We start from the raw sequence: 22,975 nt of genomic DNA, 5'->3' as shown, positions 1-22,975 counted from the left end.
ATGAATCAAAAAAAAAATCTTTTAGATTTCTGGGAAGATCAAGTTAAAAGGTCTCATACTTCAAGCAACTATTTTTTTAGGAAATCACCCTCTCATTACCATTTGATGCTGTTGGTAATGCACGCATATAAGATCAATGAAAAGCTTTCAGTAGAAGAATTGAAAACAAGACTTTTTAAAACTTCCAGACCAAAAGCAGCTTTGATAATTAATGAAGCATGTATTAAAGGATTCTTTTTTTTAGAAAAAACTTCAACTGATCAGAGAATAAAAAATATTAAGCCCAGTGAAACGTTCATTAAAGAATTTAATGATTATCTGGATACACTTAAAAATATCAGCTATTAAACACTTATTTAAGCAACTCACTAAGTTACTATTTTATATATATATTTTTTTGTTATAAAAATAATCCTATTAATTGATCTTCAGAAGAATAGAGTTTTGATATGACAACACTACCAACTAAAGCAAAAGTAGTAATCATCGGTGGCGGAATTCATGGGCTAAGCACAGCCTGGAAACTTTCTGAGACTTATAAAAACCCTGGTGACATTGTAATTCTTGAAAAAAAAGATACTGCAGCGGGTGCAAGTGGAATAGCTTGTGGCGTTATTAGAAATAATTATTTCCAACCTGCTATGAGAGAATTAATGGCTCACTCAGTTTCTGTCTGGGAAAGTGATCCTAAGGCTTGGAAATATAATGCTGTTGGGTATTTACAAATATCTCCTGAAGTTATGCACGAAGATGTTGCTACAATATATGAGCAACAAAAAGCTATTGGATATGAATCGGAATTTATAGAAGGTGAAAAAGAATGTACTAAATATATGAAGGGTATGTTTGACGATTGGCAAGCAACAGGAATTACATCCGTATTACATGAAAAAAAAGGTGGTTATGCATTCAACAAAGCTTCTATAAAAGCTCTAGAAGAAAAAACTAATACAAACGGAGTTAATATTATTAAGGGTGTTACGGTTACAGGCTTTAAAAAAAGTAGTACTAGTAAAGCAGTTAATGGTGTTGAGACAGACAAAGGAATTATTGAGTGCGAACAAGTAGTCGTTGGTGCTGGTCCTTGGGTTAGAGATTTTTGGAACATGTTAGAACTTCCAAAAGTTGCTAATATTAAAGGACAAGATGGAAAATTTCATAAAGAGGATATGTGGAAATATTGGATGTTACAAGAAGGTGTTATTGGTGTTGATAAAGATTTTTTAAAAATGAATGACGGTGGTCAGCCTCCTGTAATGCATGTTGATTCTACAGCCCCATTATATTCTGATACAACTAAAAAATTAATAACAGATGAGCTTTGGGGAATTTATTATAAGCCAGATATTGAAGGTCTTGGTGTTCAAGGTGGAACCTCTCCATACATAGTAGATAAACATTTTGATAAGATAAACATAGATCCATATGGAATAGATTCACCTGAGTTTCAAACCACAGAATCATTTAATGATATGTGGTGTTCAGCTTTAGCACATTGTCATAAGAGATTTGAAGGTAAATCAGGTTTGTATAGAAAAGGACCATCAGGTGGCTTAGGATGTATGACACCTGACAATTTTCCTATCTTTGATAGGTTTTTAGAAAATGTTTATATGATTGCTGATGCAAATCATGGATACAAAATGATTGGTGTCGGTGAACTTGTTGCACAAGAAATTCTTGGAACTGAAAGTGAATTATTAAAACCTTTTAGATTTGATCGTTATGAAAAAGGAGAGCTTCACCCTACCTCGAATAGTCCATTCCCGTGGAGCTAAGAAAAAATTTAAATTAAATTTAAATCAAAACAATATTATTTACACAACTTATACATGTAATAGCTCACAGTAGTTATACAAATTATATATATTTATTATAATCAAGATGCCTAGACACTAATATAATTTTCAGCTAGGGTTCGTGTATTAAAATTCATTAGGGGGAGAGATAATGACAGATTTAGACAGACACGTTAGACAGCCTGGTAGAGACAAGTTAGTAAAACAAGTTAGAGCTAAAATTAACGAACTAGGTGTTGAGTATATATTTTTTCAATTTATTTCTGTAACTGGAAGAGTTGTGGGAAAAGGTATTCCTACTGATCATTGGGAAAGAACTTGTGAAAAAGGATTTCAATTAGTTTATGGTGCTACAGCTAACTTATTTGTTGATCGTCATGGAGATTATATTGGTTATGGGCCAGAAGCTAAAGAACTAGTTGGCATACCTGATCCTGAAACATTTTGTCAGCTTCCTTGGGATAAAAAAGTTGCAAGAGTATTCGTTACTTGCTTTAGAAATAGAGAAGAAAGAGATAATCCAGGTGCTCATTTAACTTCTGATTGCCGTGGAAATTTAAGAATACATGCTCAAGAATTTAAAAAGAAACATGGTTACCAATTAAGAGTTGGAACAGAGCCAGAAATGATGTGGTTGACTAAAAATGAAGATGGCTCACCAACTGGCAAAGGTTTTTCTAAACCTTATTGTTATCACATAGATCAGTTTGAATCTCTAAGACCAGTGTTTATGAAAGTTTTTGAATACGCTAGAGCGATGGGCTTTGATATGATTCAAGGTGATCATGAAGATGCACCAGGACAATTAGAATTAAACTGGATGTATGATGATGTTTTAAGAAATGCAGATAGACTTTCAACTTATAGACAAATTTGTGCACAAGTTGCTAGAGAGTTTAATTTGATAGCTTGCTTTATGACAAAACCTTTTATGGGTGTATCTGCAAGTGGTTGTCACACTAACATGTCTTTATGGAAAGGTGGAAAAGATAAAATTAATAAATTATCTCATAAATCTATACCAGCGATGGACGATGTTTTTACTTATGTTGAAGGTGGAACTAATTACTTTATGCCAGACACTAATGATATTCAGCTACCAGGTAAAATTGGATTAAAAGCAATTGGTGGAGTAATGAAACATTTGGGTGCATTAACTGCAATTGGTTCTTCAACAGTAAACTCTTATAGAAGGTTGTGGGATACAGGATTTTGGGCGCCCGTTTATGCTGACTGGGGATTTCAAAACAGAACTTGTGGTTTAAGAGTTTCTGCTCCAGGTAGATTTGAATATCGTTCAGTGGATTCAATGCATAATCCTTATTTAATGGGATCTGGGTTATTAAAATGTTTTGATGACGGGATAACAAATAATATTGATCCAGGAAAACCAGAGTCTAGAAGTATGTATGATGCTCAGGCAGCTGGTAAAAAAGTTAAAAAATTACCTTTAAGTCTCGGTGAAGCACTAAATCGTTTAGCAGAAGATGAAGTTATCAAAGCAGCTATGCCGGACGAAATGTATAAAGTTTTCCATTGGTATAAAAATGATGAATGGGAAAGATTTTTAGGTGCAACAACTCAGTGGGATCTAGATACTTATCTAGACTGTCTACCTTAATCTTTAATAAAATAGGGGAAATATATGTGTGGAATAGCGGGATTAATACATAGAGGTAAATCATCAAATGTGGGAAGTGAACTACAAGGAATGCTTCAAGCTTTAAAACATAGAGGAGAAGATTCTACAGGTTACGCTTTGTATGGAGATACGGATGGTAAAAACTTTATTATGCGTTTTAAAGTTGGAGAAAATGTTGGTGAAGGAAGTTCATCAATAATGGAGGATGTTTCAGTATACGATCAAAGAAAAAAAGTTGTTGATCAGTATTTATCTGAGTTAGGTGCCAAAATAGTTAAAGAAGAAAGAATTCTGCCCTACTCTTTGAGATATGAACTTGCTTATGATGTAAAGGATCTATTAGAGTTTTCACAAAAGATTGAAAGCATTCCAGGAGTTGAAATTCTTTCCATGGGAAAATCATTAGAGGTAATTAAAGATCTAGGTAATGCTAAAATGGTTTGTGATAGATATAGTTTAGATAAGTTGGTTGGAACACATGCAATTGGTCATGCTAGAATGGCTACTGAGTCAGGTGTTGATATTAAATCTGCTCACCCTTTTTGGGGTTATCCTTTTAGTGATGTTTCTGTTGTTCATAACGGTCAATTAACTAACTACTGGAATAATAGAAGAATGCTTGAAAATAAAGGCATGAGATTTATGTCTGAATGTGATTCAGAATTAATCGCCGTTTACATTGCTCAAAAAATGAGAGAAGGAGCATCTCTTGAAGAAGGTATGAAGGCTTCTTTAACAGGTCTTGATGGAGTTTTTACATATTTTGTTGCAACTAAAGATTCTTTAGGAATGGCAAAAGATACTATGGCTGCAAAACCTTTGGTTCTTTATGAATCAGATGATTTAGTAGCAATGGGTTCAGAAGAAATAGCAATCAGATCAGTTCTACCACAAGAGATAGATACATATGATCCGTATGATGGAGAGGTGAAAGTATGGCAAATATAAAAATTACAGAAAAAAAAACAAAGTCCCAGTCAATGGGTATGCACACAGAAGTTTTAACAGGAAGAACTCAACAAAAGTTTTTTAATCCTGATGAAGGTGAAAATCTTTATTATTTTGGAACTTACGATGTCGATTTTAATAAAAGAACAGAACTAGATGTTAAAGAAATGTCAGCTCCAGAGGCTAATAAAGAGATAGACAATTTAATGAGCCAAGGCTATGGAACAATTGTTATTAAAAACCCTCAAGGAAAACATAGTTTAGGTGTTGGTATTTTAAATAAATTAAACTTAATTTTTGAAGGAAGTTTGGGTTATTTTGGTATGGGTTCTTGTGATGGACCTACTGTAAGAATTAATGGTAGAGTTGGTTGGTCTTGCGCAGAAAACTTAATGGCTGGAAAAGTTGTTATAGAAAAAAATGCAGGCTCTTGTTTTGGTGCAGCTATTAGAGGTGGCGATTTAATTTGCAAAGGAAGTGTTGGTGCTAGAACTGGTATTGATATGAAAGGTGGAACTATCATTGTTGGTGGTGATGCTGGAGCATTCACTGGTTTTATGATGCAAAGAGGAAGAATTATTATTCTAGGTGATGTTGGAATAAATTTAGGAGATTCTATGTATGATGGTACTATTTTTATTGGTGGTAAAATTGGTTCTTTTGGAAGTGATGCTGTTCCATCAGATCTTACAGATAGTGACCAAGACTGGTTAAAAAGAAAATTAAAAGTTGCAGAGATAGGTGAAAAATTTGATGTCAGTAAAATGACAAAAATAGTCGCAGGGAAAAAACTTTGGAACTATGATAATCTAGAACCTCATGAAAAGAAAGGAGCTATCTAATGGCTAAAAAGAAAGTTAAAAAAAATAGTAAAAAATTAAAAAAAACTAATGGAAGTGTTGGTGGTAAAGCTGATGTTCATGCACACGAAGAAGGTAAAAGAAACAAAAGTCTATTAGGCCACAACGCTATTTTTACTCCTGAAGTTATAGACGATATTCACATTAAAGCTCAACTTGGAAGATACAGAATGCGTGGAATGGCATTAATGAAAAAAATTCCTACATTTGATGATTTAGTTTTTTTACCCGGAACTCTTACAAGATTTGTAATTGAGGGTTATAGAGAAAAATGTGAAACAAAAACTATAATCGGACCAAATTGTGAAAACCCAATTGAATTAGATATACCAGTATATATTACGGGTATGAGTTTTGGAGCACTTTCTTATGAAGCAAAAACCGCTTTAGCAAGAGGAGCAACAATGGCTGGGAGTGCAACATGTTCTGGTGAAGGTGGAATGATTCCAGATGAGAGAAGATATTCTGAAAAATGGTATTACCAATGTATTCAATCAAGATATGGTTTTAATCCTCATCATGCTCAACTAGCTGATGCAATTGAAGTATTTATTGGTCAAGGACAAAAAGTTGGAATGGGTGGACATTTAATGGGTCAAAAAGTTACTGATCAAGTAGCAGAAATGAGATCTCTACCATCTGGTATTGATCAAAGATCTCCAGCAAGACACCCTGACTGGTTAGGTCCAGATGATCTAGCTTTAAAAGTTGAAGAATTAAGACAACTTACAAAAAACAAAGTGCCAATTCAGTTAAAATTAGGTGCATCAAAAGTTTATGACGATGTTCGTATGGCAGCAAAATGTAATCCAGACTCAATATTTTTAGATGGTATGGAAGGTTCAACAGGAGCTGGTCCTCACATAGCTGCTGCAAATACTGGTATTCCAGGAATTGCTGCAATCAGAGAAGCTAGAAGAGCTATTGATGATGTTGGTAAAACTGGACAAGTAACTTTAATTTATGCAGGTGGTGTTAGAGATGGTGCTGATATGGCAAAAGCTTTAGCTCTAGGTGCTGATGCAATAGCAATTGGGACTGGTGCTTTAATGGCTTTAAACTGTAATAAAGATATACCAGAAGCAAACTTTGAAAAAGAAATGGGTGTAAAAGCTGGTGAATGTTATCACTGTCATACTGGTCGTTGTCCAGTTGGTGTTGCAACGCAAGATCCTAAATTAAGAGCTAGATTAAATCCTGATGATGCTGCATTAAGAGTTTATAATTATCTTCATGCAATGACATTAGAGGCTCAACTTTTAGCAAGAGCTTGTGGTAAAACTAATATTCACTCTTTAGAGCCTGAAGATTTAGCTGCTCTAACAATGGAGTCATCTGCATTAGCTAAAGTTCCGTTAACTGGAACTAACTTCACTGTTGGTGTTGATAACTATCACAAAATATAAGAGGTAAAAATGGTTAAGAAAAAAACAAAAACAAAAGTAAAAAAAGAAAATCTAGGTGGAAAATCTAAAGAGACTGCTAGAGAAAAAATGATTGGGCAACATATCGGTTATAGATATGATGTTAACCTATTACCTGATTATAAGAAGATGACTCCATTCTTAAAAAAATATGTAGAAGCTATGGGATGGGATGATCTTAACTGGTTAGAAGATATTCATATGGGTTATGAAGAGGACAGACCTGCTGTATTTTGCAGAAATGCAAATGGTTGGGTTACAATTCCTAAATCAATCAAATTACCAAACAATCAACAAGACAGAGATATGATTGCAAGAGAGCTTTTAGTTAAGTTTCAAATGTCTAAAAAGCACCCTCTTGTTGATTTGAAAAAAGCTTACCTTAAGTTTTAGTACCTCAATCAAAGGTTGATTATTTTTTAAAACTCGTTGCGGTTCCTTGTTTATTTAAGCAATGTATAGTTTGTCACATCTATATAAATTTTATAGTCTTTCTAAAAACTAATAGGAGAGAGAGATTATGGATGATCAATTAGGCGCTCTTACAGTTATATTTACAGAATTTTACTACTGGGTAACAGTAGTATTAATGTTCCTGATTCACGTCGGGTTTTGTATGTATGAAGTTGGAGCCTCACGATATAAACATCACCAGCATACTTTAATGAAAAATACCATGGTAATACCACTAGTAACGGTAACCTGGTTTTTCTTTGGTTGGTGGATTTACTGGGCATTCCCAACAGGACCGGGAATAGCACCTTCAATAATGAATGAGAGTTCAGCATTAATTACTGATGAAAGTACTTTTAGTGCGAAATGGTATGTAGCAAATACTGAATTTATGGCTGTCAACTTAGGTGACCGTATAAGTGGAGTATTCTGGGCTGCATTCTTACTATTTTCATGGACAGCTGCTTCAATTGTTTCTGGAGCAATCATTGAAAGAATTACAACTTTTGCATTTGGTATTTTAGCAATTGCAATTGGTTCGTGTTTCTGGGTAATTGATGCTGCATGGGGATGGCATTTTGATGGATGGATGCTTAAAATTTTAGGATATCATGACGCTTACGCATCAGGAGTAATTCACGCAATTGCGGGTGGATTTGCTTTAGGTGTTCTAATCGTTTTAGGACCTAGAATAGGAAAATTCTCATCAAGTGGTGAACCAAGAAATATAGGGCCAAGAAACCCATGGCTAGTTACAGTTGGATTATTTTTAATCTATACTGGTTTCTGGGGATTTTATGCGGCATGTAATATACCGATATTTGATCTTGGACCTGAATATGGAATGGAAGGTGTAACGTACTGGACAGCAACAAACATATATGTAACCCCAACCACACTGAGTGGAATAACCTATAACTTCTTGATGTCATTATCAGGTGGATTATTGGCTGGATACGTGGTCGCTAAAGGTGATCCATTCTGGACTTACTCGAGTGGACTAGCTGGGATCATCTGTGCATCTGCAGGTAATGATTTGTATCACCCGATACAAGCAATGCTTATTGGTGCGATCGGTGTTGTTATAGCGTACAAAATGCATTACTGGGTTGAACGTAAGTTCAAAATTGATGATGCAGTTGGTGCAGTAGCAGTACATGGTTATGCAGGAGTTGTTGGTCTTATAATTTGTGGATTTGTTTTAAATGGTTACCCAGCATCTGGATATAATGTTGGAGCTATGTGGGACGGGTCAACTTATGCATCAATCAATCCACTGGGACAATTCCTTGGAGCAATTATAATGTTCGGAGTTCTTGGAATGTTACCAGGCTACGTTATTGCTAGAATACTAAGCGCTTTTGGTAAATTAAGAATACCGCGTGAAGTTGAAATAGCAGGACTAGACTATGAAATAATGGAGGACGATAGAGAAGCTGAAAAAGCAGTCGCCTCTTCAACTAGGTAAAGGAGAAAAAATATGGCTACAGTTACAAACTGGATAGATCATTTGAGTGCAAAAGAGGTTGTCGGAGCAGTTTATCCGGGAGCTGGATCCACTGAAACTTTACTTGTTTTTCTTGGTGTAGTTTTTTGGATTGGCTGGCATGTTTTAACTGCTAGATCTGAGAGTGAAAAACTTTCAAGATTAGCAAGAAAAAGACATGGCGCTAATGATCATAAGAGCAATATTACCGACTGGTAATATCAATTAAAAATTTGGGCGCTACTTAATTGTGGCGCCCTTTTTTTTTACAAAAATTATACAATCATGGATAGAAATAATAACGAAGATCAGAGACCAAGTAAGATGAGAGGTGTCGTTTTTCCAAAAGCAAAGTATGGAGTGATAGCGGCTATTATCATCATTGTAGTGGGAAATATTTTCTACTATAAAGATTTTCTACTGTCTTTAATAAAATAAACTTAAAAAAATTTATGTGTGGAATTGTTGGCATCTACTTAAAAACTAAAAAATTTGAAAAGAATTTAGGAAAAATGTTGTCAGGTATGCTTAATAATATGGAATCTCGTGGACCAGACAGTGCTGGCTTTGCAATTTACAAAGATGAAAGTAAAAAAATATACAAGTTTTCTTTATGTATTAATGGTTTAAACTTTAATAGCTTTAAGAAAGAAATAACTAAAAAAATTAAAAAAACTAAACTTACTCAAATCTCAGATCATGTAATTCTAAAAACTCTAGAACAACCAAAGAAAGTAATTGAGATAATTAATTCTAATTTTCCTAAAGTATCTATAGTTGGGTATGGCCGATCAATAGAAATATTTAAACAAGTTGGTAATCCTAAAGATGTAGTAAAAAAATTTAAATTAGATAGTTTTAGTGGTACTCATGGAATAGGCCATACAAGAATGGCTACGGAAAGTGCAATAACTACCGATGGATCTCACCCCTACTCAACTGGTGAAGATGAGTGTTTAGTTCATAATGGATCATTATCAAATCATAACAATTTAAGAAGAGAGCTCACTAAAAAAGGTAACGTCTTTAACTCTGAAAATGATACTGAAGTTGCGGCAGGATATATTTCTAACAGTTTATCAAATAATAAATCTTTAAAAGATACGCTTACATCGGGTCTTAAAGATTTAGATGGTTTTTATACTTTTATTACAGGAACTAGAAAAGGTTTTGCAGTTGTTAGAGATGAAATAGCATGTAAACCTGCAGTAATAGCAGAAACAAAAAACTATGTTGCAATAGCATCAGAGTTTCAAGCCATGGCACATTTACCAGATGTAAATAGTGCAAAAATTTTTGAGCCTGAGCCTGGTATTGTTTACTCGTGGGGAAATTAATGAAATTAGATTTAAAAAAAAAGAAATTGAGAGAAATTAATAATACTTTACAAAATTTAGATAATAAAAAAAATGATAGAGACTTTGTGATTATGAATCCTGAGGGAAGCCATGCATTATGTGCTGGGTTAAATCAGGAAATGAAAGTTTTAATCAAAGGCCATGTTGGCTATTATTGTGCAGGAATGAATCAAAAAGCACATGTAACAATAAATGGAAATGTTGGAACAGGTGTTGCTGAAAATATGATGTCTGGAACAGTACATGTTAAAGGTAATGCTTCACAATCTGCTGGCGCAACTGCTCATGGTGGATTACTTGTAATTGATGGAGATGCTAGTTCAAGATGTGGTATTTCGATGAAAGGAGTTGATATTGTAGTTAAAGGTTCGGTTGGTCATATGTCTGCATTTATGGCTCAATCTGGAACAATGTTAGTTTGTGGTGATGCTGGTGAAGCTTTGGGTGACAGTCTTTATGAAACAGATATTTTTGTTAAAGGATCAGTTAAATCTTTGGGTGCGGATTGCATAGAAAAAAAAATGGAAAAGAAGCATTTAAATAAAATTTCAACTCTTTTAAAAAAAAGTGAAATAAAAAATATTAAACCAGATAGTTTTAAGAGATATGGTTCGGCACGAAAACTTTATAACTTTAATATCGATAATGTATCAAGCTATTAATAATGTCAGATAATAAAAAAACTCACCCTCGTATATCATGGACTTTTGATGAGTATACAAATTCAGAAATAAGAAGAGCGGCAGCAACTGGAATTTATGATATTAGAGGTGGAGGTTCAAAAAGGAAACTTCCTCACTTTGATGATTTACTTTTTCTTGGTGCTTCAATGTCTAGATATCCTTTAGAAGGATATAGAGAAACCTGTAATACAAAAGTAACTTTAGGAACACGTTACGCAAAAAAACCTTTAGAACTAGATATCCCAATTACAATTGCTGGAATGAGTTTTGGTGCATTATCAGGAAGAGCTAAAGAAGCATTAGGACGTGGAGCAAGTATGGCTGGTACATCTACAACTACTGGTGATGGTGGAATGACACCTGAGGAGAGAGGTCAGTCTAAAAATTTAGTCTATCAACTTTTACCTTCTAGATATGGAATGAATCCTGATGATCTTAGAAAAGCGGATGCTATTGAAATTGTTATAGGACAAGGTGCTAAACCTGGTGGTGGTGGAATGTTATTAGGTCAAAAAATTAGTGATCGGGTTGCAGAAATGAGAACTTTACCTAAGGGTATAGATCAAAGGTCTGCATGTAGACATCCTGATTGGACAGGTCCTGATGATTTAAAAATTAAGATTTTAGAAATAAGAGAAATTACAGGTTGGAAAGTTCCAATATTTATTAAAGTTGCAGGAGCAAGACCATATTATGATACTGCTCTTGCTGTTAAAGCTGGGGCAGATGTTGTTGTTTTAGATGGAATGCAAGGTGGAACAGCTGCCACTCAAGAAGTGTTTATTGAAAATGTAGGTCAACCTACTTTAGCATGTATTAGACCTGCAGTAGATGCGCTTCAAGATTTAGACCAACATAGAAAAGTTCAATTAATTATATCTGGTGGAATTAGAAATGGTGCTGATGTTGCTAAAGCAATGGCTCTTGGAGCAGATGCAGTTTCAATTGGTTCTGCTGCAATGATTGCATTAGGGGATAATGATCCTAAATGGGAAAAAGATTATAATAAATTGGGAACTACTGCTGGGGCTTATGATGATTGGCATGAAGGAAATGATCCTGCAGGAATTACAACCCAAAAACCTGAGCTAATGAAGCGCTTTGATCCTGTTGCTGGCGGACGACGTTTATCAAATTATTTAAAAGTGATGACGCTTGAAGCACAAACAATAGCTAGAGCCTCTGGTAAAAATGATTTACATAATTTAGAACCTGAAGATTTATGTGCACTTACAGTTGAATCTGCTGCTATGGCAAGAGTTCCACTAGCCGGAACTAGCTGGATACCAGGGTTAAAAGATAAAAAATAGTATTGTTAAGATTAATTAACAGTTGTAAATTAAATAATAAACATGTCTAAAAATTTATCTAAAATCGCTAAAGCTAAAAAAATAAGATATTTTTTGATTAGTTTTGTAGATTTTTTTGGTGTCTTAAGATCAAAATTAGTACCCACACAAGCGATTGCAGACATGCAAAAAAATGGTGCAGGTTTTGCTGGTTTTGCAACTTGGTTAGATATGTCTCCTGCAGATGGAGATATGTTTGCTCTACCAGATCCTGAAAGTTTAATTCAACTACCTTGGAACAAAGAAATTGGCTGGTTAGCTTCTGATTTATATATGTATGGCAAACCTGTTAAGGCTTCACCTAGAGTGATGCTCAAAGAACAAATAAATAAATTAAATAAAAAAGATTTAGTCATGAAGTCAGGTGTAGAGTGTGAATATTTTTTGATATCAGAAGATGGAAGCAAAATTGCTGATACTAGAGATACTCAATCAAAACCCTGCTACGATCAGTCTGCTTTAATGAGGAGATATGATTTAATTAAAGAAATATGTGATAGCATGATTGCTATGGGTTGGAACCCATACCAAAATGATCATGAGGACGCTAATGGACAGTTTGAAATGAATTGGGATTATACAGATTGTTTAACCACAGCTGATAGACATGTATTCTTTAAGTATATGGTTAAATCATTAGCCGAAAAACATGGTTTAAGAGCAACATTTATGCCAAAGCCTTTTAGCAATCTAACAGGTAATGGCTGTCATGCTCACATTTCTTTATGGAATGGAAAAATTAATAAATTTTTGGATAATGGAGACAAATTAGGTTTGAGCAAATTAGCATATAATTTTCTAGGTGGAATTATGAAACTTACTCAGCCTTTAACAGCATTTTTTAATCCGACAATTAATAGTTATAGAAGAATAAATGCACCACCAACAAAATCAGGTGCTACATGGTCACCTAGTAGTATTTCTTATACAGGAAACAATAGAACTCATATGATAAGAATTCCTGATAAAGGTAGATTTGAATTAAGGTTAATGGATGGAGCAGTAAATCCTTATTTACTTCAGGCTGGAGTAATAGCTGCTGGTTTACATGGAATAAATAATAAAATAGATCCTGGTGAACCTTTATCTTGTAATATGTATACCGATCATAAAAATTATCCTAATCTAAAAAAATTACCTAACATAATTGAGGATGCATTGGATCAACTAGAAAACAGTAAAGAAATTGAAGAAGCATTTGGTAGTGACACTATTAAAAGCTATCTAAAATTAAAAAGATCTGAAATTAAAGATTTTAATCAAGAAGAAAAGTTTGATAAAAAAAGCTCAGTAACTCACTGGGAAAAAAATAGCACTCTTGATTGTTAATAAAAATGAAATCAATCCTTCAAAAAGACCTTTGGTCCATTACATCTTTTTTAGAAAATAAAGAGTATAATTTTAACAAAGAAAATATACTCACTCAATTACCAGAAAAATTTATAGACGAAGCGATAGAAGCCATATCTAGCTGGGATAATTACGCTCCTACTCCACTGATTAAATTAAATAAATTAAATGATGAATTAAAATTCCAAAATATTTACTACAAGGATGAAGATAAAAGATTTGAACTTAAATCATTTAAAGCATTAGGTGGAGCCTTTGCTGTTTACAAGATTGCAAGTGAAAAAAAGAACATAACAGTTTCGACAGCTACAGCAGGAAATCATGGAAGATCAGTTGCATGGGGTGCACAAAGACTAGGTTTAAAATGTAAAATATTTATAAGTGAATTTGTTAGCGAGTCTAGAGCTGAAGCCATGCGTAATCTGGATGCTGAGGTTATTAGAGTTAAAGGGAATTATGACAATTCATTAAAGGAATGCATTAAACAATCTAATGCAAATAATTGGGAAATCGTACAGGATGTGTCTTGGGAAGGTTACAAAGAAGTACCAAAATTGATTATGGCTGGGTACACAATAATGGTTAAAGAAATTTTAGATGAAATAAACTCAAATTCAATAACACACGTATTTCTTCAAGCAGGTGTTGGGGGAATGGCAGCGGCAATGATTGCTGGCTTTGCAAAATTATCTAAAAATATCCCAAAGTTTATTACTGTTGAACCAGAAAATGCAGACTGTGTATTTCAAAGCATTAAGAATAATAAACCTACGACTGTTGATATAAAAAAAGAAACAATAATGGGTGGAATGTCTTGTGGAGATGTTTCAAGTATTGCCTGGGAAATTTTAAAAAATTCTACTAACTACTGCTTAACCATACCAGATGAAGCAATCTCAACTACTGTTGCACTGCTAGCAGAAAAACATTTATCTGATGAAAAAATAATAGCCGGTGAATGTGCTGTGCCAGGTATAATTGCGTTAATAGGCTCATTTAACAATAAAGAATACTTAGATAAGTTAGAGTTAAATGAACAATCAAGTGTACTTTTATTTGGTTGTGAGGGTTTAACTGATAATGCAATGTACCAAAAGCTACTAAACGATGGATTGCAAAAAATCTAAGTAAATATGACAAAAAAAGCTGTTGTTTGGATAAGAGAAGATTTTAGAATTGAAGATAATGAAGCTCTAGCTATTGCAACTCAAAATCATGAGTTTGTAAGTGCTCTCTATATTTATAACCCAAAAAATTTTGATAAAAAAAGAGAGGCTCAAAAATGGTGGATCTCTAAAGCTTTAGAAAATTTTAACCTAGATCTAAAAAAATTAAATATCACATTGGAAATTCAATTAGGTGATGAACTAGAGGTATTGTCAAATTTAAAGAAGAAAGATGATGTTACTGTTTATTGGAGTAAAGTATATGAACCAGATGTAATTAATAAAGGTAAAAAAATAAGAGATCAATTCATTAAAAATGAAATTCAATATAAATATTTTAAAGGAAATATTCTTGTAGAGTTTCAGGAAATGACTAAAGATGATGGCACACCTTATAAGGTATTCACTCCTTTTTGGAAAAAAACTGAGCAACTTTATATCTCAAAAGTACCTTCTAAATCTATAAAAGTTAAATCAAAAATAAAAAAAATAAATATATTTAAAAAATCAATTCCTATAAAAGAAATTTTACCTAAGAAAGATTGGCATAAAAAGTTTGAGAAATACTGGATACCGTCTGAACAAGAAGCTAAAAAATATTTACAAGAATTAATAAATAATAGAATTGAGGGCTATGGAGAAGCACGAGATATTCCAGGTGTTAATGGAACCTCAAAGTTATCTCCTTTCTTAAAATTTGGCCAAATACATGTAGAAACAATTTGGAAGAAATGCCAAGAGATTAAAATTAAAAAAATGGGATATAGAAAGTATATTAATGAGTTAGGATGGAGAGAGTTTTCTCATAGTCTAATTAATTACTTTCCCCAAATGCTAAAAGGCAATCTTAGGAAAGATTTTGATAATTTTCCTTGGGTTAAAAATGAGAAGTTTCTTAAAGCTTGGAAAAAAGGTATGACAGGATATCCCATTGTTGACGCTGGGATGAGGGAACTGTACGAAACAGGATGGATGCACAATAGGGTACGAATGATTGTTGCTTCATTTCTTGTAAAACATTTAAGAATTCATTGGAACGAAGGTGAAAAACATTTTAAAAATTGTTTGGTTGATTATAATGAAGCTAGTAACGTTGCCCAATGGCAATGGGTTGCAGGATGTGGGGCAGATGCAGCTCCATACTTTAGAATCTTTAATCCTATTCTTCAGGGTGAAAAATTTGATAAAGATGGGATTTATACAAAAAAATGGGTTCCGGAACTTAAAAACATGCCTAATAAATTTTTATACAAACCATGGGAACTAGAAACCAAATACCAAGAGCAAATTAAGGTTATTGTAGGAGTTGATTATCCAAAACCGATTGTGGACCATGCTGAAGCAAGAAATGCTGCACTAAACGCTTTTAAAACAATTAAAAAAAACTAAGTGCCCAAATAACTTTAAGACCACTGTATTATTTAACCTGAATATTTGAAGTCAGTTCATATATTCTACTTAAAGTTCTCTTAAAAGGTTCGTTCAAATTATTAGCTGATGTTAATTTAACTAAATTGGATGCACTACTAATAGTTAAATTTACTTTTTTTTCATAAATAATATCAATCAGTGTAATAAACCTATGTTGTTGATTTGAATTATTTTTATTAAAACTAGGTAAATTTTCAATGAAAATATGTTTGCAGACTTCTGCAATCTTAATATAATCCTCAGCTCCTAGATTTCTATTACACAAATCATTAAAATCAAATCTAGCTATACCTTCATGATAATCTTTAATAATAAACTTTCTATCTTTAATTGATAAATTAACTTGTTCTTTTTTTTTATTTTTAGTTAATTTTCTAAATAACTTATTCATTCTAAAGCTAGTTGTCTCATTTAATGGATAGAAATAACTAAATTTATTTTTATTTTTTAATTTCCTATAGTCTTCTTTTATTAGAAGCGTTTGTTCAAAACACTTTGACTTCATTATCTTTATAAATGGAATAAATTGATCTCTCTGAAGGCCGTCTTTATATAAATCATTAATTTTAATATTAGATGAAAAAATAACTTTTATATTCTCTTCGAATATTTTTTTAAATAAAATCCCTAATATCATAGCATCAACAATATTGGTAACTTGAAACTCATCAAAATAGATTAATTTATATTTTTGTTTAAGTTTTTTTACAAATTTATCTATAGCATTTTGTTTTTTACTATTTTTATTGTGGAAAATAAAATCATGAAATTTAATCATAAATTCATTAAAATGTAGTCTTTGCTTGCTTTGCTTAAAATTGTTAAAAAAAAAATCTAAAATCATAGTTTTACCAACTCCAACATCCCCTTGTAAATAAAAACCTGGCACATATTTTCTTTTTGAAAATAAACTTCTAAAAAAACTATAATCTAAATTATTTTGATAAAATTTATTAAGAGATTCTACTGTACTAATTTGATCATTATTTATTTCAAACCCTTTTATAGCGCAGTATTTTAAAAATAATTTTTTAAGGTTCATATTTTTTTTTTGAAATCTATACCATATTCTGATCTAGGTCCTTTTCTCAAACCAAAGGGCCCTGATATAAAAATAGTTAAAGGTCTTGTTCCTTTTTTTAAGTCCACACGGTGTAGGGTATTTGAAGATCTAAAACCAATGTATCCTACGGGTCTCCAAAATTTACCTTCTTTTAAGGTCTCCCAATAACCTTCTTTTAGAATTATTGTAATAAAAGGAAACGTATGATTATGAACACCTTCGCCATGATCATCAGCTAACATTTCGTGTATTAAAATATTAAATGGAAACCATCTTGGTCTATTTCTTAATAAAACATAATATCTGTTCATCCATGGTTTTGCTTCTTTAAATTTTTTATGAGATGGCCCTCTATCTAAAACAATTCTTTTTCGGCCTTTTTTTTCTAACCACTTAAGAAACACTTTAATTAAGCTTTATAATGGAGTTATCTTTAACCACATAAAGGAACTTTTTTACAATAAATGGTTTAGATATTTTAGAATTGTCAATTTTAATATATCTTTCTGTTTTGCCACTTTCTATATCAATTGTTAAAATATAACCATTATTTGTTGATAAATAAATTTTGTTACCTGTTACAACAAAGCCTTGCGTCAAAGTTTTTTTTCTCTTCTTGGGTTTAAAGATATCAAATATATTTGTAATTCTTAAGATTGATCCATCTAACTTTCTTAGAATATATAAAAAACCATCATTTGAAACTGAAAAAATTAAATCATTAATTACTATAGGATTAATATTTGAGTTAATTTCCTGTTTCCACCTTAGGTTTCCAGAATTAATATCTAGAGAATAAAACTCATTTCTATTATTAGAGAATAAAATTGAATCTTTAACAGCTACTAATTCAGAATTTTTAAGCAAAAAAGAGTTTTCAAAAACTAAATTATTTTGGGTTGGTCTTTGCCATAATAAATTGCCGTCATTAATACTTAAGGCGCTAATATCACCAATTGAATTATTAAAGAAAACTTTATCATCTTGAATTGCAATTGATAATTTTTGTTGTGATTTTATTAATGATTTATCTGTTTTATAATTCCACAATTCTTTACCATCTAAAATTGAAAAACATCTCAATGTATTATTAAAATCAGTTACAAAAAACATATCTTTATAAATCTTGATTTGAGAGTTGAAAGGTGCTGGATTATTTTTTTTCCACAACAGATCACCTGAATAATTATTAATTGCATAATAATTTGATATATTATCAGCTACAATTATAACTTTATTGTTGCTTGAAAAAAATAAAATTGGGTTTAGTTTTTTTTCGTATTTTTTATAATGATTTTTTTTCCATATTAATTTTGAATTTTTATCGAACTTTATTATTGTACCTTTAGACTGAAAAATAATAACATTTTCTTTATCAAAAACTAAATCAGGTTCAAATTTATTAAAATCTTTTATTTTAGAAAATTTATATTTTCTTTTATTTTTTAAATCACTTTCAAAACTTACTCTGCGTATGTTGTTATCCAGATAATTAAAATTAGTACTATTGAATAATTTAGAATCTATCTTAATCTTTATATTTGTATTGAATTCTCTATTTAATTTTATTTTGGTTTTGGAAATGTCTTCTATGTTTTTGTTAATTTTTACTTTAGTTTTTTCAGTTTTTGTCCAAAGACCTGATTTTGTATCTAACGAGCAGCTATTTAAGAATAATAATAATATTGATACTTTAATTAATTTAATCACTTAAGTCTCTATTCAGTCTTTTTTTTGATTCCATCTTAATGTCATTATTGGCGTTGGGTAACAATATTATCTGATTAAAAAATTCTTTGGCTTTTTGCTTTTGATTTTTTGAATAAAAAAATTCTGCTATTAAATATAAGGAATGGGATTTCCATATACTTTCAGAATTGATTAATGGATTAAGCGTTCGTAGTAAATCATTTTCACTTGAAAAATTTGATATGAATAATGCTTTTTTATATATGATCAAATTCTTAATTTCCTCATCTAATGTTGTTTCATTTATTAAATCATCAAATAAATTTTTAATTTCTTCTTTGTTATCTATTAGATCATTATCAATTATAAAATATAAAGCTAATGGTGAGTAAGTGTCATCATTTTCATTTATTATTTTAATTAATTGCTCAGCTGTTGCTTGTTTATTCTCTGTTTTAAAATTTATTGTCAGTAAATTAAATTGACTAGCTAATTTTTTTTTATTTTGTTCGGCTATTTCCTTCAATGAAAAGTAGACAACGACTAAGACAAATATTATTAACCATCCTATTATAAGATTTTTCTTATTATTAATGAAAAAGTTTCTAATTTTTTCTTCTCTTGTATTTGAGTCTATAATTGCTACTTCTTCATCCATAATTAAATCATATTCCTTAGTACATACTGTAGGATACCACCATTTTTATAATATTCTAATTCATTCTTGGTGTCGATTCTACAAAGAGTTTTGATTTTCTTAATATCTCCAGATGCATATTTTATTTCAACATATGTGTGGTCTGAAGGTTTAATGCCTTCCTGAATATCAATAACTGTAATTAACTCTGAACCAATTAAATTTAGATTAGCTCTATTGTTACCTTCTGTAAATTGAAGTGGTAATACACCCATACCAATTAAGTTTGATCTATGAATTCTTTCAAAACTTTCTGCTATTACGACCTTAACGCCCAATAATTTTGTTCCTTTAGCTGCCCAATCTCTAGATGATCCTGTGCCATATTCTTTTCCACCAATTACCACTAAATTTGTTCCTCTTTTTTTGTACTCTTCTACTGCACTATAAATTGGCATTACTTTTCCCTCTGGATATAATTTTGTAAAACCACCTTCTGTACCAGGAGCCATTTCATTTTTTATTCTAATATTTGCAAAAGTCCCTCTCATCATAACTTCATGATTTCCTCTTCTAGAGCCATAAGAATTGTAATCTTTGGGTAGTATTTGATGTTCCATAAAATATTCTCCAGTAGGACTTTCTTTTTGAATATTTCCAGCTGGAGAAATATGATCTGTTGTTACCATATCTCCTAGAATTAAAAGTGGCCTTGCATCTTTAATGCTTTTAAAACCTTCAGGTTTATCAGATAAATTTTCAAAAAATGGTGGTTTTTTGACATAAGTTGATCCTGAGTCCCAATTATAAATGCTTGTATTTTCTGTTTTTATTTCTTGCCACTGCTTAGGTCCTTCTGAAATATTCGCATATCTTCTTATAAACATTTCTGCATTTAAAGATTCTCTTAGAGTGTCTTCAATCTCTTTATTTGATGGCCAAATATCTTTTAGAAAAATATCCTTACCTTCTTTGCTTTTTCCTAATGGCTCATTATATAAATCAAATTCCATATGACCTGCAAGAGCATATGCTACAACAAGTGGTGGTGATGCTAGATAATTTGCTTTAATATGAGGGGATATTCTTCCTTCAAAATTTCGGTTACCTGACAATACTGAAACTGCATATATATTTTCTTTATCAATAGCTTTGACAATTTCTTCAGGTAAAGGTCCTGAATTTCCAATGCATGTTGTGCATCCATAGCCCACTAGATTAAAGCCCAATTTATCTAAAAATATATTTAATCCAGCTTTAGCTAAATAATCTGTCACTACTTGTGACCCTGGCGCTAATGATGTTTTTACCCATGGTTTAGTTTCTAAACCAAGCTCTACAGCTTTTTTCGCCAGTAACCCGGCTCCAATTAAAACATTTGGATTTGATGTATTAGTGCATGAAGTGATTGCTGCAATTAATATAGATCCATCTTTAATCTCATAATCTGTGCCAGAAACTTTTGAAATATTTTTTTCCTTTCTTTCAGTTGCATCTCTTAATACTTTTTTAAAACCTGTAGAAGCATCCGTTAATAAAACTTTATCTTGAGGTCTTTTTGGTCCAGAAATTGTTGGTACAATTGTAGACATATCTAATGATAATGTGTCAGTAAATTCAATTCCTTCACTAGCCCATAATCCTTGTTCTTTTGCATAACTTTCAACAATATTTACTGTATTTTCATCTCTTCCTGAAAATCTTAAATACTTCAATGTCTCTTCATCAATTGGAAAAAAACCACAAGTTGCTCCATATTCTGGGGCCATATTTGCAATAGTTGCTCTATCAGCAAGTGTTAAATTTTTTAACCCTTCTCCATAAAACTCAACAAATTTCCCAACAACACTCTTATCTCTCAACATTTTTACAACTGTTAATACTAAGTCTGTTGCAGTTGTGCCTTCAGGCATCTTATTCGTTACTTCAAATCCAATTACTTCTGGAATTAGCATTGAAATTGGTTGACCTAACATTCCAGCTTCCGCTTCAATTCCACCAACACCCCAACCAAGAACAGATAAGCCATTAACCATAGTAGTATGGCTGTCCGTACCCACTAAAGTGTCTGGAAATAAATAATCTTCATCTTTAAATTTTTCTGACCAAACTACTTTTGATAAATATTCTAAATTAACTTGATGACAAATTCCTGTTCCAGGGGGAACTATTCTAAAATTATTAAATGCTTGTTGTCCCCATTTTAAAAAAGAATACCTCTCACCATTTCTCTGAAACTCAATATCTACATTTTTTTCAAATGAATTTGCATTTGCTGATTTATCAACTTGCACAGAATGATCAATGACCAGGTCAACAGCTGAAAGTGGATTAATGGTGTTTGGATCTTTGTTCTTTTCTTTAACAGCCTCTCTCATGGCCGCAAGATCAGCAACTGCTGGTATACCTGTATAGTCTTGCAATAAAACTCTAGCAGGCCGATAGGCTATTTCTGTTGAAGACTTTTTTGTCTTTAACCATTCCTTAATTGCTTCTATTTGGTTTTTGGTAACAGACAGGTCATCTTCGTATCTTAGTAAATTTTCTAATAAAACTTTAAGTGATTTTGGAAGTTTTGAGATTCCATCTAAACCATTTTTTTCAGCTTCTGATAAAGAATAATATTTATATTCACTATTATTAATATTAATAGACTTTAAAGAGTTATATGAATTTTTATTTCCTGGTTTCATTTAGTTTTAGATGTAGAAGCCTATTATACAAACGATAAGTAGCAATGACATAGCATAATTAAATCGTTTAATAAAATTATTATTTGTTGCAAATTTCCTTAAAAACTTGCCTAAAAACGTCCACGAAATGATACTTAAAAATGCGGTTACACTGCAAACTATAATCACCCAAATTGAGTGATTCAGATAGTTTTCTCCTTGTTCAACAAAATTTGAACTTAATGTCACTCCTGCCATTACTCCTTTTGGATTAATAAACTGAAATATAAATTTATCAAAAAACTTTACTGGATTTTCAGTTTTTCCATCTGAAGAAATTTTTGAGAATGAAATTTTATAAGCTAGATAGATTAAGAAAAAAGTTCCAAGGACTCTGATAATTTCTTGAATAATTGGATAATTTTTGAAGGTTGATATTAAAACAAAATTAATTAATATAATTAATGTTGTGTAGCCAAAACCGACTCCTAAAATTAACGGTATAGTTTTTCTAATACCAAAATTAAATCCTGAGTATGCTGCTACAGCATTGTTTGGACCTGGCGTAAATCCTAATGATAAAGAAATCCCTATTAATAATAATAATTCTGGATGCATAAAAGTTAAGCTATTGGAAGGCCGTTTTCAGATTTTTTAGATGGGTGAACAAGTATAACTTTTCCTTCTTTATCTATTGATCCTAATATAAGCACTTGAGATACTACTCCTGCAATATTTTTTTCAGGAAAATTACATACTCCAATTACTTGTTTTCCTTTTAAACTATCTTCATTATAGTAGTGGGTAATTTGAGCAGATGACTGTTTAATGCCAATCTCTTTTCCAAAATCAACCTCAACCACTAAGGATGGCTTCCTAGCTTTTTCATTTTTCTTTACAGAGATTACTGTGCCAACTCGAATGTCTACTTTGTCAAACATATCAAAGGTGATTTGTTCTTTCAT

The 22,975-nt window shown here is 31.8% G+C and carries 22 protein-coding genes; 15 read left to right on the top strand and 7 right to left on the bottom strand.

Features of this window, described 5'->3' with window-relative positions:
* The 15 genes from AC5YGA_RS01505 to AC5YGA_RS01435 all read left to right on the top strand — a co-directional run bounded on the left by AC5YGA_RS01505 (nt 1) and on the right by AC5YGA_RS01435 (nt 15,907).
* Nucleotides 1–348, top strand: coding sequence for a hypothetical protein (locus AC5YGA_RS01505; RefSeq protein ID WP_496170012.1), 348 nt, complete (start codon nt 1–3; stop codon nt 346–348).
* Between the two features lie 101 nt (nt 349–449).
* A complete protein-coding gene (locus AC5YGA_RS01500) occupies nt 450–1,778 on the top strand; it encodes an NAD(P)/FAD-dependent oxidoreductase (protein ID WP_415308897.1) in 1,329 nt (442 codons plus the stop codon).
* Between the two features lie 172 nt (nt 1,779–1,950).
* Nucleotides 1,951–3,420: a glutamine synthetase family protein gene (locus AC5YGA_RS01495; protein WP_271525797.1), complete on the top strand. Its 1,470-nt coding sequence runs from the start codon at nt 1,951–1,953 to the stop codon at nt 3,418–3,420.
* A gap of 24 nt (nt 3,421–3,444) precedes the next feature.
* On the top strand, nt 3,445–4,389 hold the full coding sequence (locus AC5YGA_RS01490) for a class II glutamine amidotransferase (protein ID WP_271525798.1): 945 nt from the start codon (nt 3,445–3,447) through the stop codon (nt 4,387–4,389).
* Nucleotides 4,377–5,231: a GltB/FmdC/FwdC-like GXGXG domain-containing protein gene (locus tag AC5YGA_RS01485; RefSeq protein WP_415308894.1), complete on the top strand. Its 855-nt coding sequence runs from the start codon at nt 4,377–4,379 to the stop codon at nt 5,229–5,231. The genes AC5YGA_RS01490 and AC5YGA_RS01485 overlap by 13 nt, the downstream gene beginning before the upstream one ends.
* A complete protein-coding gene (locus AC5YGA_RS01480; protein ID WP_415277901.1) occupies nt 5,231–6,655 on the top strand; it encodes an FMN-binding glutamate synthase family protein in 1,425 nt (474 codons plus the stop codon). The genes AC5YGA_RS01485 and AC5YGA_RS01480 overlap by 1 nt, the downstream gene beginning before the upstream one ends.
* A 9-nt stretch (nt 6,656–6,664) precedes the next feature.
* Entirely contained in the window at nt 6,665–7,066 is a 402-nt protein-coding gene (locus AC5YGA_RS01475) for a hypothetical protein (RefSeq protein ID WP_271482723.1), read from the top strand.
* Between the two features lie 127 nt (nt 7,067–7,193).
* Nucleotides 7,194–8,594 (top strand): ammonium transporter, encoded by a 1,401-nt coding sequence (locus tag AC5YGA_RS01470; protein ID WP_415277902.1) that lies wholly within the window; start codon nt 7,194–7,196, stop codon nt 8,592–8,594.
* Nucleotides 8,595–8,606: 12 nt separating this feature from the next.
* The gene (locus tag AC5YGA_RS01465) at nt 8,607–8,831 is read left to right on the top strand and encodes a hypothetical protein (protein WP_271521024.1); all 225 of its coding nucleotides are present in this window, start codon (nt 8,607–8,609) and stop codon (nt 8,829–8,831) included.
* A gap of 233 nt (nt 8,832–9,064) precedes the next feature.
* Complete coding sequence (locus AC5YGA_RS01460; RefSeq protein WP_415308892.1) at nt 9,065–9,949, top strand: class II glutamine amidotransferase; 885 nt, start codon at nt 9,065–9,067, stop codon at nt 9,947–9,949.
* Nucleotides 9,949–10,632: a GltB/FmdC/FwdC-like GXGXG domain-containing protein gene (locus AC5YGA_RS01455; RefSeq protein WP_415308890.1), complete on the top strand. Its 684-nt coding sequence runs from the start codon at nt 9,949–9,951 to the stop codon at nt 10,630–10,632. Before AC5YGA_RS01460 ends, AC5YGA_RS01455 begins: the two co-directional genes overlap by 1 nt.
* Nucleotides 10,633–10,634: 2 nt before the next feature.
* The gene (locus tag AC5YGA_RS01450; RefSeq protein ID WP_415308888.1) at nt 10,635–11,963 is read left to right on the top strand and encodes an FMN-binding glutamate synthase family protein; all 1,329 of its coding nucleotides are present in this window, start codon (nt 10,635–10,637) and stop codon (nt 11,961–11,963) included.
* A 42-nt stretch (nt 11,964–12,005) separates the two neighbouring features.
* Nucleotides 12,006–13,331 (top strand): type III glutamate--ammonia ligase, encoded by a 1,326-nt coding sequence (gene glnT / locus AC5YGA_RS01445; RefSeq protein ID WP_415308887.1) that lies wholly within the window; start codon nt 12,006–12,008, stop codon nt 13,329–13,331.
* A gap of 5 nt (nt 13,332–13,336) precedes the next feature.
* Entirely contained in the window at nt 13,337–14,479 is a 1,143-nt protein-coding gene (locus AC5YGA_RS01440) for a diaminopropionate ammonia-lyase (protein ID WP_415308886.1), read from the top strand.
* 6 nt (nt 14,480–14,485) lie between these two features.
* A complete protein-coding gene (locus AC5YGA_RS01435; RefSeq protein WP_415308884.1) occupies nt 14,486–15,907 on the top strand; it encodes a cryptochrome/photolyase family protein in 1,422 nt (473 codons plus the stop codon).
* Nucleotides 15,908–15,935: 28 nt separating this feature from the next.
* Here the strand turns inward: AC5YGA_RS01435 and zapE are convergent, their stop codons facing one another.
* Genes zapE through AC5YGA_RS01400 form a run of 7 tightly spaced genes read right to left on the bottom strand, consistent with a single transcriptional unit; the run spans nt 15,936 to nt 22,975 of the window.
* Nucleotides 15,936–16,991: a cell division protein ZapE gene (zapE, locus tag AC5YGA_RS01430; protein ID WP_415308882.1), complete on the bottom strand. Its 1,056-nt coding sequence runs from the start codon at nt 16,989–16,991 to the stop codon at nt 15,936–15,938.
* Nucleotides 16,988–17,416: a hypothetical protein gene (locus AC5YGA_RS01425; RefSeq protein ID WP_415308880.1), complete on the bottom strand. Its 429-nt coding sequence runs from the start codon at nt 17,414–17,416 to the stop codon at nt 16,988–16,990. Before AC5YGA_RS01425 ends, zapE begins: the two co-directional genes overlap by 4 nt.
* Before the next feature lies 1 nt (nt 17,417).
* Nucleotides 17,418–18,722, bottom strand: a complete 1,305-nt coding sequence (locus AC5YGA_RS01420) for an outer membrane protein assembly factor BamB family protein (protein ID WP_415308879.1) — start codon at nt 18,720–18,722, stop codon at nt 17,418–17,420.
* Complete coding sequence (locus AC5YGA_RS01415; protein WP_415308877.1) at nt 18,715–19,359, bottom strand: hypothetical protein; 645 nt, start codon at nt 19,357–19,359, stop codon at nt 18,715–18,717. Before AC5YGA_RS01415 ends, AC5YGA_RS01420 begins: the two co-directional genes overlap by 8 nt.
* A gap of 2 nt (nt 19,360–19,361) precedes the next feature.
* On the bottom strand, nt 19,362–22,031 hold the full coding sequence (gene acnA, locus AC5YGA_RS01410) for an aconitate hydratase AcnA (RefSeq protein WP_415308876.1): 2,670 nt from the start codon (nt 22,029–22,031) through the stop codon (nt 19,362–19,364).
* Between the two features lie 6 nt (nt 22,032–22,037).
* Nucleotides 22,038–22,628 carry a LysE family translocator gene (locus tag AC5YGA_RS01405; protein ID WP_415308874.1) on the bottom strand — a complete coding sequence of 197 codons (591 nt, stop codon included), beginning with the start codon at nt 22,626–22,628 and terminating at the stop codon, nt 22,038–22,040.
* A 5-nt stretch (nt 22,629–22,633) separates the two neighbouring features.
* The gene (locus tag AC5YGA_RS01400; protein WP_415308872.1) at nt 22,634–22,975 is read right to left on the bottom strand and encodes a tRNA-binding protein; all 342 of its coding nucleotides are present in this window, start codon (nt 22,973–22,975) and stop codon (nt 22,634–22,636) included.

The organism is Candidatus Pelagibacter sp. uisw_091, from assembly GCF_059512525.1.
The sequence above is the reverse complement of the archived record's forward strand: the minus strand, read 5'-3'. Positions and strand labels throughout refer to the sequence as shown.